Here is an 11,725-nt window from a genome sequence, read left to right as displayed (position 1 = left end):
GCGCACCGCGGGAGGCCCCTCCCGCCCGCCGCGACCCACCCGAAAGCGAGAGCCCCGTGATCAAGCCCGACCTCGGCATCACCGTCCCCGACGAGCTCGGCTCGGTCCACTTCATCGGCATCGGCGGCTCCGGGATGAGCGGGATCGCCCGGCTGTTCCACCACGCCGGGCACCGGGTCACCGGGTCCGACGTCCGCGAGTCCCACCCCATCGAGCAGCTGCGGGAGCTCGGCGTCCCGGTCGCCATCGGCCACGACGCGGCGAACCTCGGGGACGCCGAGGCGGTCGTCGTCACCTCCGCCCTGTGGCCCGACAATCCCGAGTACCTGCTCGCGAAGGAGCGCGGCCTGCCCGTGCTGCACCGCTCGCAGGCCCTCGCCTGGCTGGTGCGCGGCAGGCGCCTGGTCGCGGTGGCCGGAGCGCACGGCAAGACCACGTCGACCGGCATGATCGTCACCGGCCTGCTCGGCGTCGACGCCGACCCCAGCTTCGTCAACGGCGGCATCATCGAGAGCCTCGGCACCTCCTCCGCCGCCGGCTCCGGCGAGGTCTTCGTCGTCGAGGCCGACGAGTCGGACGGCAGCTTCCTCCTCTACGACACCGCGGTCACCCTCATCACGAACGTCGACCCGGACCACCTCGACCACTACGGATCGCTGGAGGCGTTCGAGGAGGCCTTCGTCACCTTCGCCTCCTCCGCGAGCGAGCTCGTCGTCATCTCCTCCGACGACCCCGGCGCCGTCCGCGTCACCGAGCGGCTGGTCGGCGGACGGGTGCTGACCTTCGGCGAGGCCGAGGGGGCGGACGTCCGCGTCGTCGACCTCGACCTCGTCGGCCCCGTCGGCTTCTCGGTCGAGTACGAGGGCAGGCGCTACTCGGCCCGCCTCCGCATCCCCGGCCGGCACAACGCGATCAACGCGGCCGGCGCGTTCGCAGTGCTGGTGGGCCTGGGCTTCGATCCGGCCGCCTCGCTCGAGGCCGTGTCGGCGTTCGGAGGCACGGAGCGCCGCTTCGAGCTGCACGGAGCGGTCCGCGGAGTCAGCGTCTACGACGACTACGCCCACCACCCCACCGAGGTGGCCGCCGCCCTCTCCGCCGCGCGCACCGTGGTCGGCGAGGGCCGCATCATCGCCGTGCACCAGCCGCACCTCTACAGCCGCACCCGCCTCTTCGCCCGCGAGTTCGCCGAGACGCTCGAGCGCTACGCCGACGAGACGATCGTCCTCGACGTCTACGGGGCGCGCGAGGATCCGGAGCCCGGAGTGACCGGAGCGCTGGTCAGCGAGAAGTTCGCCGACCCGTCGCACGTCTCGTTCGTCCCGGACTGGGCGGAGGCGGCCCGCCTCACGGCCGGCATCGCGCGCGAGGGCGACTTCGTCATCACCCTCGGCTGCGGCGACGTCTACCGGATCATCCCGCAGGTGCTCGAGTCGCTCGGCGCGAGCGAGGCCGCGCCGGTCGCACGATGACCGCGGTCCTCGCGCCCGAAGCGGGGGAGCGGCCGTGAAGCGGCCCGACGGCGGACGCCCTCCGGCGCCCGGTCGGAGCGTCCCCGCGCGCGGCGGCGAGCCGGAGCCGGACACCGAGCCGATCCGGATCGTCACCGCGATCCGCGTGGACCCGGAGCCGGCCGAGCGCACTCCGTCGCGCGCGGGCGCGGTCCGCCGCACCCTCTCGGGCCTGCGCCTGCCCGGTGCCGAGAACCGGGCCGTCTCCCGGGCCGCCCGCGAGCGGAGGCGCTACGAGCGGGGGGAGGTCCGCCGCTTCACGAAGCGCGCGCGTCGGCGCCGCCTGATCGCCCTGGTCGTGGCCGGATCGCTCGTCGCCCTCGCCCTCATCGTCGGAGTCGCGGCCTTCTCGCCGCTCATGGCCGTGCGCACGATCGAGATCTCGGGCACCCAGCGCGTCGACGCCGCCGCCCTGCAGAGCGAGCTCGACGACCAGCTCGGCGTCCCGCTCACCCTGGTGGACCGGGACGAGGTCGGCCGCGTGCTGGGCGCGTCCCCGCTCATCCAGAGCTACTCGGTGCAGACCCGGCCGCCGAGCACCCTCGTGGTGTCGATCGTCGAGCGCACGCCCCTCGGCGTGATCGCGGCGGGGGGCCGCTTCGAGCTCGTGGACGCGGCCGGAGTCGTCATCGAGACGGCGGACTCGGCGCAGCCCGGCTACCCGGTCCTCACCACCGCGTCCGGCGACGCCTCGGGAGCCGGCTTCCGCGCGACCGCGCGGGTGCTGCGCTCCCTGCCCGCGTCGCTCGCTCCGCAGGTGACGGCCGCCACGGCCACGACCGGCGACGACGTCTCGCTCACCCTGCAGAACGGCACGGAAGTCGTCTGGGGCGGGTCGGACGAGTCGGCGCTCAAGGCCGTCGTGCTCGAGAAGCTGATGGCCGCGACCGACCCCGCCGTCGTCGGCACTTACGACGTGTCCTCGCCCCAGGCCGCCGTCGTGGCGCCCCGGCCCTGACCGGCGACGGATCCGCGCGTTCTTTCGAGCGTTGCGGGCGTGTCTGCTGGGAGCGCGACCGGACTCCGCCTACCGTCGGAGCCGAACCCCAAATGCATACTCAGCATAACTTTAAGCCTCAACTACAGGTTTAAGGTTCAGCCCGGAGGCCGGAGACGTGACTTCAAACCAGAACTACCTCGCCGTGATCAAGGTCGTCGGCATCGGCGGTGGTGGCGTCAACGCCGTCAACCGCATGATCGAGCTCGGCCTGCGCGGTGTCGAATTCATCGCGATCAACACGGACGCCCAGGCGCTCCTGCTCAGCGACGCCGACGTCAAGCTCGACGTGGGCCGCGAGCTGACCCGCGGACTCGGCGCCGGCGCCGACCCCGAGGTCGGCCGCCGCGCCGCCGAGGACCACGCCGAGGAGATCGAGGAGGTCCTCGCGGGGGCCGACATGGTCTTCGTCACCGCGGGCGAGGGCGGCGGCACCGGCACCGGCGGCGCGCCCGTCGTCGCGCGGATCGCCAAGTCGATCGGCGCCCTCACCATCGGCGTCGTGACCAAGCCCTTCGGGTTCGAGGGACGCCGTCGGCAGACGCAGGCCGAGGCCGGCGTCGCGACGCTGAAGAACGAGGTCGACACGCTCATCGTCGTCCCGAACGACCGCCTGCTCGAGATCAGCGACCGCGGCATCTCGATGCTCGAGGCCTTCGCGACCGCCGACCAGGTGCTCCTCGCCGGCGTCCAGGGCATCACCGACCTGATCACCACGCCCGGCCTGATCAACCTCGACTTCGCCGACGTGAAGTCGGTCATGCAGGGCGCGGGCTCGGCGCTGATGGGCATCGGCTCGTCGCGCGGCGCCGATCGCGCGATCAAGGCGGCCGAGCTGGCCGTCGCCTCACCGCTGCTCGAGGCCAGCATCGACGGCGCGCACGGCGTGCTCCTCTCGATCCAGGGCGGCTCGAACCTCGGCATCTTCGAGATCAACGACGCGGCGCGCCTCGTCCAGGAGGCGGTGCACGCCGAGGCGAACATCATCTTCGGTGCCGTGATCGACGACACGCTCGGCGACGAGGTGCGCGTCACCGTCATCGCCGCGGGCTTCGACGGCGGAGAGCCGGGCGGGACCGCTCAGGCCGCGATCGCCCAGCCGCGCCAGCAGCAGAGCTCGGCGAGCGAGTCGGCCGCCGAGCCCGTCCCGGCTCCCGCCGCCGCCCCTGCGGCCGGCTCGATCTGGTCGAGCACCCCCGTCGCCGCCCCGGCCCCTGTCGCCGACCCGTCCTTCGACGACGACGACAGCGACCTGGACATCCCCGACTTCCTCAAGTAGTCGTGCAGGATCCGGAGCTGGCCGCGCGCTGGGCCGAGGTCTCCGAGCGGGTCGCCGACGCGACCCGCTCGGCCGGTCGCGAGGCGTCCTCGGTCACGACCATCGTGGTGACCAAGTTCCACCCCGTGTCGCTGCTCCGCGACCTCCTCGAGCTGGGCGTCGTCGACTTCGGCGAGAACCGGCACCAGGAGGCGCAGGAGAAGTCGGCCGAGCTGGCGGGGACCGCTGCGCGCTGGCACTTCATCGGGCAGCTCCAGAGCAAGAAGGCGCGCCAGGTGCGCCGCTACGCCGACGCGGTCCACTCCGTCGACCGGCTCGCGCTCGTCCCGCTGCTGGAGGCGGGGGAGGAGCCGCTCGACGTGTTCCTGCAGGTCAACCTCACCGAGGATCCCGACCGCGGGGGAGCGTCGCCCGCCGACGTCGAGCCCCTCGCCAAGGCTCTCGCCGGGGCGCCCGGCCTCACGCTGCGCGGCGTGATGGCGGTCGCTCCGCTGGACGAGGAGCCCCGTCCGGCTTTCGCCCGGCTCCGGTCGATCTCCGACCGCGTGCGCGCCGTCGAGCCCTCCGCCACGGCGATCTCGGCGGGCATGTCGAACGACTTCGCCGAGGCGATCGCGGAGGGTGCGACACACCTGCGAATCGGATCGGCAATCACCGGAGAACGCCCCGCCCGCACCTAACCTCGTGGTGACCCACCTGTGGGAGCACACACGACACGGAGGACACCCCATGGCCAACCCGCTGAAGAAGACGATGGTCTACCTCGGACTCGCCGACGAAGAGGTCGAGTACGAGCGCGCAGAGCCCGTCGAGGCGGCCCCGGCGACGGCCCACCGCGCACCGGTCTCCCCGGTGCAGCCCGTCCCTCCCGTCGAGCCGGTGCAGCAGCCCCGCGCGACGGTCACCCCGCTCCGCAAGCCCACCCCCCAGACCCCGAAGGCGACGGCACCCGCCGAGATGAACGAGATCCTCACCGTCCACCCGAAGCAGTACCGCGACGCGCAGGTCATCGCGGAGAACTTCCGCGACGGCATCCCCGTGATCATCAACCTCTCGCAGATGAGCGATGCGGACGCCCGCCGCCTCATCGACTTCGCGAGCGGACTCTCGCAGGGCCTCTACGGCCGCATCGAGCGCGTGACGAGCAAGGTCTTCCTGCTCTCGCCGTCGCACATCACCGTCGCCGGCGACTCCGCCTCCGCCGAGAGCGACGCCGACGCGTCGTTCTTCGCGAAGTCCTGATCCCGGGGAGCCCTGGCCCCCGGTGACCTCCGTCGTCTCGCTCCTCGGGAGCGTCCTGTACTTCGTGCTGCTGCTCTACTTCTTCGCGATGTGGGCGCGGTTCGTGCTCGACCTCGTCCGCGTGATCCGACGCGACTGGCGCCCCCGCGGTGCCGGCCTCGTCGCCGCGGAGGGCGTCTACACCGTCACGGACCCGCCGATCGGCTTCTTCCGACGCCTGATCAAGCCGGTCTCGATCGGTCCGATCGCGCTCGATTTCGGCTGGAGCCTCACCATGCTCTGCGTCATCGTGGGCATGTACATCGCCACGTGGCTCCAGCGCGCCTGACCGTCCCTGTATCGTTGGCACGTCCGGACGTTCCCCGCGGTGTCAGCACTGCGCCGTGCGCCTGAAGTTGCTAGCTTTAGTCGCGCGTTGTTAAACGTGTACCTACTTGAAATCGAAGGTGGAAAGCCATGGCGCTCACTCCCGAAGACGTTGTCAACAAGCGGTTCCAGCCGACCAAGTTCCGTGAGGGATACGACCAGGACGAGGTCGACGACTTCCTCGACGAGGTCGTCGTGGAGCTCCGCCGCCTGAACCAGGAGAACGAGGAGCTTCGTCAGCGCCTCTCCTCCGGCGACAGCCGCCCCTCGGACGCCCGAGTCTCCGACGCCCCGCGCGAGAGCACTCCTGCTCCCGCCCCGGTGGTCGATGAGGCACCCGAGCCGGAGCCGCAGCCCGAGCCCGAGCCCACCCCGGCTCCCGCGCCGGTCGTCGCTCCCGTCAGCTCCTCGCAGTCGGCTCCGGTCGACGAGGCCGAGAGCTCCAGCGGACTCCTGCAGCTCGCCCGCCGCCTCCACGAGGAGCACGTGCGCGAGGGTGCCGAGAAGCGCGACGCTCTCGTCGCCGAGGGCCGTGCCACGGCCGCCCGCATCGTCGCCGAGGCCGAGGCCAAGCAGCGCCAGCAGGTCGCGAAGCTCGAGGAGGAGCGCGCGACGGTCGAGCACCGCATCGACGAGCTCCGCACCTTCGAGCGCGAGTACCGCCAGAAGCTGAAGAGCTACATCGAGGGCCAGCTCCGCGACCTCGACACCCAGCCGGCGTCGACGGAGTCCTCGCTGTCGGGCTTTGGGGCGTAGTCCCGCCGCAGCGGACGTCAGGCCGAGGGTGCTCGTCACCCTCGGCCTCGTCGCGCTCGCGGTCTTCGCGATCGATCAGACCGCGAAGTTCCTGGTCACGACGAACCTGACCCTGGGCGAGGACGTCCACGTCCTCGGCGACGTCCTGATCCTGCACTACGTGAAGAACCCGGGCGCCGCCTTCTCCCTCGCGAGCGGGTCGACCTGGATCTTCTCGATCATCGCGGCGTGCGTCGTCGTCGCCGTGATCTGGTTCTCGCGCCGGATCCGCTCCACCGCGTGGGGCGTCTTCTTCGGCCTGCTGCTCGGCGGCACCCTCGGCAACCTCTTCGACCGGCTGTTCCGAGAGCCCTCCTTCGGGCTCGGACACGTCGTCGACTTCCTCTTCACGCCGTGGCTGCTCCCGGCGATCTACAACGTCGCCGACATCGCGATCTGCACGGCGATGGCGCTGTTCGTCCTCCTGAGCGTGCGGGGCGTCGGCCTCGACGGCACCCGTGAGCGCGCGGGCCGCGACGAGCAGGACCAGGTCGTGTCCGAGAACGGCGCTCCCGCCGCCCCCGGAGCGGGCGCCCCCGCAGCGGCCTCCTCCGTCGAGGAGGCGGCCCGCGACGCCGACCGCCCCGGCGGACGCTGATGGCGCAGTCCCGAGAGCTGCCGGTCCCGGACGGGCTCGACGGCCTCCGCGTGGACGCGGCCGTCGCGAAGCTGCTCGGCTTCTCGCGCACCTTCGCGGCCGAGGTCGCCGAGGCGGGCGGAGTGAGCGCCGACGGACGGGTCCTCGACAAGAGCGACCGCGTGCGCGCCGGAACCTGGCTGAGCGTCGAGTGGAACCCGCGCGAGGAGCCGCGGATCGTGCCGATGGCGGTCCCCGGCCTCGGCATCGTGCACGACGACGACGACATCGTGGTGATCGACAAGCCCGTCGGAGTGGCCGCGCACCCCGCCGTGGGCTGGGAGGGACCGACGGTGCTCGGCGCTCTCGCCGCCGCGGGCTTCACCGTGTCGACCTCCGGTGCGGCCGAGCGCGCGGGCATCGTGCACCGGCTCGACGCCGGCACGAGCGGCCTCATGGTCGTCGCGAAGTCCGAGCGCGCCTACACGCACCTCAAGCGCGCGTTCCACGACCGCACGGTCGAGAAGGTCTACCACGCGGTCGTGCAGGGCCACCCCGACCCGCTCGCCGGGACGATCGACGCCCCGCTCGGCCGCCACCCGTCCTCGGACTGGAAGTTCGCGGTCCGCGCCGACGGCAAGCCCTCGGTGACCCACTACGAGACGATCGAGGCCTTCCCGTTCGCCTCCCTCCTCGAGATCCACCTCGAGACCGGCCGCACCCACCAGATCCGCGTGCACATGGCCGCCCAGCGCCACCCGTGCGTCGGCGACGCCATGTACGGCGCCGATCCGACCCTCTCGAAGCGGCTCGGCCTCACCCGCCAGTGGCTCGACGCGGTCCGGCTCGGCTTCACCCACCCGGGCTCGGGGGAGTGGGTGCAGTTCGAGGCGTCCTACCCCGACGACCTGGTGCACGCCCTCGAGGTGCTGCGCGGGGAGTGATCCGCGCTCTCCCGGCCGGACCCGCGTCCGGCGCGGTTAGACTTCTTCCCGCCGTGTCCACGGGCCCTCCCGGGTCGCCGGCCATTCCTCCCCTGCCCGCAGTCCGCCGGAGGCGCATCCTTGCCGAGTAACGATTCCTTCGTCCACCTCCACGTGCACAGCGAGTACTCGATGCTCGACGGTGCAGCGCGGGTGAAGCCGCTGATCGACGCGGCGGTCGAGGAGGGCATGCCGGCCATCGCCGTGACCGACCACGGGAACGTGTTCGGCGCCTTCGACTTCTGGCGCACCGCGACGGCGGCGGGGATCAAGCCGATCATCGGCACCGAGGCCTACCTCACCCCGGGGACGCACCGCTCCGACAAGACCCGCATCCGCTGGGGTGACGGCGGAGGGGACGACGTGTCCGGCTCCGGCGCGTACACCCACATGACGCTGCTCAGCTCGACCACGACGGGCATGCACAACCTCTTCCGCCTCTCCTCGCGCGCGTCGATCGAGGGCTACTACTTCAAGCCGCGCATGGACCGCGAGATCCTCTCGCAGTACTCCGAGGGCCTGATCGGCACCACGGGCTGCCCGAGCGGCGAGGTCCAGACGCGCCTGCGCCTCGGCCAGTACAAGGAGGCCCGCCAGGCGGCCGCCGACTACCGCGACATCTTCGGCAAGGAGAACTTCTTCGCCGAGATCATGGATCACGGCCTCGACATCGAGCGGCGGGTGATCGGCGACGTCATCCGGCTCGCGAAGGACCTCGACCTCCCGCTGGTCGCCACCAACGACCTGCACTACACGCACGCGCACGACGCGACCTCGCACGCGGCGCTGCTCTGCGTGCAGTCCGGGACCACCCTCGACGACCCCAAGCGCTTCAAGTTCGACGCGGACGAGTTCTACCTCAAGTCGCCGCGCGAGATGCGCCAGGTCTTCCGCGACCACCCCGAGGCCTGCGACAACACGCTCCTCATCGCGGAGCGCTGCGACGTCCAGTTCGACACCTCGGCGAACTACATGCCCCGCTTTCCCGTGCCGGAGGGCGAGACGGAGGACACCTGGTTCGTGAAGGAGGTCGAGGCCGGACTGCGCGAGCGCTACCCGGACGGCATCTCCCAGGAGGTGCGCGACCGGGCGGACTACGAGACCCGCGTCATCCTGCAGATGGGCTTCCCCGGCTACTTCCTCGTCGTCGCCGACTTCATCAACTGGTCCAAGCGCAACGGGATCCGCGTCGGTCCCGGCCGCGGCTCCGGTGCCGGCTCGATGGCGGCCTACGCGATGAAGATCACCGACCTCGATCCGCTGCGCCACGGCCTGATCTTCGAGCGCTTCCTCAACCCCGACCGCGTGTCCATGCCCGACTTCGACGTCGACTTCGACGACCGTCGCCGCGGCGAGGTCATCCGCTACGTCACCGAGAAGTACGGCGACGAGCGCGTCGCGCAGATCGTCACCTACGGCACCATCAAGGCGAAGCAGGCTCTCAAGGACGCCTCGCGCGTCCTCGGCTTCCCGTTCGGGATGGGCGAGAAGCTGACGAAGGCCATGCCGCCCGCGATCATGGGCAAGGACATCCCGCTCAGCGGCATCAACGACCCCGCCCACGCGCGCTACAAGGAAGCGCTCGACGTGCGCAACGTCATCGCCGAGGACCCGCAGGCCAAGCTGGTCTTCGACACCGCGCTCGGGCTCGAGAACCTCAAGCGCCAGTGGGGCGTGCACGCGGCCGGCGTCATCATGTCCAGCGATCCGCTGCTGGACATCATCCCGATCATGAAGCGGGAGCAGGACGGCCAGATCGTCACGCAGTTCGACTACCCCGCGTGCGAGTCGCTCGGGCTGATCAAGATGGACTTCCTGGGGCTGCGGAACCTCACGATCATCGACGACGCCCTCGACAACATCCGCGCCAACCGCGGACAGGACCTCGTGCTCGAGGACCTCGAGCTCGACGACCAGGCCGCCTACGACCTCCTCGCCCGCGGCGACACGCTCGGCGTGTTCCAGCTCGACGGCGGCCCGATGCGCGGCCTTCTCCGACTGATGAAGCCCGACAACTTCGAGGACATCTCCGCAGTCCTCGCGCTCTACCGACCGGGCCCGATGGGCGCCGACTCCCACACCAACTACGCGCTGCGGAAGAACGGCGTGCAGGAGATCACCCCTATCCATCCGGAGCTCGAGGAGCCGCTCTCGGAGGTGCTCGGAGGGACCTACGGCCTGATCGTGTACCAGGAGCAGGTCATGTCGATCGCGCAGAAGCTCGCGGGCTTCACGCTCGCGCAGGCCGACCTGCTGCGGCGCGCGATGGGCAAGAAGAAGAAGTCCGAGCTGGACAAGCAGTTCGAGGGCTTCTCGGGCGGCATGATCGCCAACGGCTACTCGATGGAGGCCGTCAAGACCCTCTGGGACATCCTGCTGCCCTTCTCCGACTACGCCTTCAACAAGGCGCATTCGGCGGCGTACGGCGTCGTCTCCTACTGGACGGCGTACCTCAAGGCGCACTACCCCGCGGAGTACATGGCCGCGCTGCTCACCAGCGTCGGCGACTCCAAGGACAAGATGGCCGCCTACCTCAACGAGTGCCGGCGGATGGGGATCAAGGTGCTCCCGCCGGACGTCAACGAGTCGATCGGCTTCTTCACCGCCGTCGGCACCGACATCCGCTTCGGCCTCGGCGCCGTCCGCAACGTCGGCATGAACGTCGTCGAGGGCATCCGGGCCGCCCGCGAGGAGAAGGGCCGCTTCGAGACGTTCCACGACTTCCTCCGCAAGGTGCCGCTGCAGGTGACCAACAAGCGCACCATCGAGTCGCTCATCAAGGCCGGCGCCTTCGACTCGCTCGGCTCGACGCGCCGCGCCCTGGTCGAGGTGCACGAGGACGCCGTCGAGGCGGCGGTAGGGGAGAAGCGCAACGAGGCGAACGGCCAGGTCGGCTTCGACTTCGACAGCCTCTGGGACGAGCCGCAGGCCGCGATCCAGGTGCCCGAGCGGCCCGAATGGGCCAAGCGCGACAAGCTCGCCTTCGAGCGCGACATGCTCGGGCTCTACGTGTCCGACCATCCGCTCGCCGGACTCGAGACCGAGCTCGCCAAGCACTACAGCACCACGATCGCCGACCTGCTGATCTCGGAGACGATCGCCGACGGCGAGACCGTGGTCGTCGCGGGCCTCGTCACGAGCGTCCAGCACCGCATGGCCAAGGCCTCCGGCAACCAGTACGGGATGATCCAGGTCGAGGACTTCGGCGGCGAGATCACCTGCATGTTCATGGGGAAGGCGTACCAGGAGTTCGCCCCGGCGCTCACGAACGACTCCATCGTCGTCGTCAGAGGCCGCGTCAGCATGCGCGACGACGGGATGAACCTGCACGCGTTCAGCCTGTTCGCCCCCGAGATGAGCCAGGACGGCGACTCGGGACCGCTCACCGTCTCGATGCCCGAATCGCGCGCGACCACCGACACGGTCTCGCAGCTCAGCGACGTGCTCATCCGCCACTCCGGCCAGACCGAGGTGCGCCTGAAGCTCATCAAGGGCGACACGGCCCGCGTGTTCGAGGTGCCGTTCCCCGTGCGCATCACCCCGGACCTCTTCGGCGAGCTGAAGAGCCTGCTGGGGCCGAACTGTCTGTATTGAATTCCGAGCCGGTCCCCGACCGGCTCGGCGCGGTCGGCTGGGGAGGGTGGCCGGGTTCGTGAGAGCGTCGTGCGTCCGGCTACGACGATCCGCTGGCACGCGGATCGCCGGTTCGCGGTGCCTGTGGCGAGCCGGTCCCTGCCCGGCTCGGCGCGGTCGGCTGGGGAGGGTGGCCGGGTCGGTGAGAGCGTCGTGCGTCCGGCTACGACGATCCGCTGACACGCGGATCGCCGGTTCGCCTCGGAGGGTGCGGCGAGAGGGTGGCGGATCGGAGTGCGAGCCTGCGGCCGCCGGTGTCCTCCGGGTGGTCGAGGAGCGCTTCCGCACCGCGTTCGCGGACGTCGGCGATCAGCTCGGCGACGACGGGCCCGACGGAGGCGGACG

At 70.9% G+C, this 11,725-nt stretch carries 10 protein-coding genes; all 10 read left to right on the top strand.

Annotated elements, in window-relative coordinates:
• Positions 1 to 56 precede the first annotated feature (56 nt).
• The 10 genes from murC (at position 57) to dnaE (ending at position 11,341) form a co-directional block, all read left to right on the top strand.
• Positions 57 to 1,469: a UDP-N-acetylmuramate--L-alanine ligase gene (gene murC / locus C5C50_RS11190; RefSeq protein WP_104273471.1), complete on the top strand. Its 1,413-nt coding sequence runs from the start codon at positions 57 to 59 to the stop codon at positions 1,467 to 1,469.
• A gap of 34 nt (positions 1,470 to 1,503) precedes the next feature.
• Positions 1,504 to 2,466 (top strand): cell division protein FtsQ/DivIB, encoded by a 963-nt coding sequence (locus C5C50_RS11185; RefSeq protein ID WP_104269149.1) that lies wholly within the window; start codon positions 1,504 to 1,506, stop codon positions 2,464 to 2,466.
• 157 nt (positions 2,467 to 2,623) lie between these two features.
• Positions 2,624 to 3,784, top strand: a complete 1,161-nt coding sequence (gene ftsZ / locus C5C50_RS11180; RefSeq protein ID WP_104222597.1) for a cell division protein FtsZ — start codon at positions 2,624 to 2,626, stop codon at positions 3,782 to 3,784.
• 2 nt (positions 3,785 to 3,786) lie between these two features.
• A complete protein-coding gene (locus C5C50_RS11175) occupies positions 3,787 to 4,464 on the top strand; it encodes a YggS family pyridoxal phosphate-dependent enzyme (RefSeq protein ID WP_104273470.1) in 678 nt (225 codons plus the stop codon).
• A gap of 49 nt (positions 4,465 to 4,513) precedes the next feature.
• Positions 4,514 to 5,026: a cell division protein SepF gene (locus C5C50_RS11170; RefSeq protein ID WP_104222599.1), complete on the top strand. Its 513-nt coding sequence runs from the start codon at positions 4,514 to 4,516 to the stop codon at positions 5,024 to 5,026.
• Between the two features lie 22 nt (positions 5,027 to 5,048).
• Complete coding sequence (locus C5C50_RS11165; protein ID WP_258059242.1) at positions 5,049 to 5,354, top strand: YggT family protein; 306 nt, start codon at positions 5,049 to 5,051, stop codon at positions 5,352 to 5,354.
• A gap of 128 nt (positions 5,355 to 5,482) precedes the next feature.
• Positions 5,483 to 6,148: a DivIVA domain-containing protein gene (locus C5C50_RS11160; protein ID WP_104222600.1), complete on the top strand. Its 666-nt coding sequence runs from the start codon at positions 5,483 to 5,485 to the stop codon at positions 6,146 to 6,148.
• A 28-nt stretch (positions 6,149 to 6,176) separates the two neighbouring features.
• Positions 6,177 to 6,785, top strand: a complete 609-nt coding sequence (gene lspA / locus C5C50_RS11155; RefSeq protein ID WP_104273469.1) for a signal peptidase II — start codon at positions 6,177 to 6,179, stop codon at positions 6,783 to 6,785.
• Complete coding sequence (locus tag C5C50_RS11150; RefSeq protein ID WP_104273468.1) at positions 6,785 to 7,708, top strand: RluA family pseudouridine synthase; 924 nt, start codon at positions 6,785 to 6,787, stop codon at positions 7,706 to 7,708. Before lspA ends, C5C50_RS11150 begins: the two co-directional genes overlap by 1 nt.
• A 171-nt stretch (positions 7,709 to 7,879) precedes the next feature.
• Positions 7,880 to 11,341 carry a DNA polymerase III subunit alpha gene (gene dnaE, locus C5C50_RS11145; protein WP_244229655.1) on the top strand — a complete coding sequence of 1,154 codons (3,462 nt, stop codon included), beginning with the start codon at positions 7,880 to 7,882 and terminating at the stop codon, positions 11,339 to 11,341.
• Positions 11,342 to 11,725 lie beyond the last annotated feature (384 nt).

Origin of the sequence: Rathayibacter sp. AY1D9 (genome assembly GCF_002932395.1) — a bacterium.
Classification (GTDB): domain Bacteria; phylum Actinomycetota; class Actinomycetes; order Actinomycetales; family Microbacteriaceae; genus Rathayibacter.
Note: the sequence above shows the minus strand (reverse complement) of the source record. Positions and strands in the feature narration are given on the sequence as shown.

Excerpts from the sequence above, each read along its gene's own strand:
- C5C50_RS11170 (WP_104222599.1), top strand. The coding sequence starts at position 4,514 with ATGGCCAACCCGCTGAAGAAGACGATGGTCTACCTCGGACTCGCCGAC.
- C5C50_RS11160 (WP_104222600.1), top strand. The coding sequence starts at position 5,483 with ATGGCGCTCACTCCCGAAGACGTTGTCAACAAGCGGTTCCAGCCGACC.
- C5C50_RS11150 (WP_104273468.1), top strand. The coding sequence starts at position 6,785 with ATGGCGCAGTCCCGAGAGCTGCCGGTCCCGGACGGGCTCGACGGCCTC.
- dnaE (WP_244229655.1), top strand. The coding sequence starts at position 7,880 with ATGCTCGACGGTGCAGCGCGGGTGAAGCCGCTGATCGACGCGGCGGTC.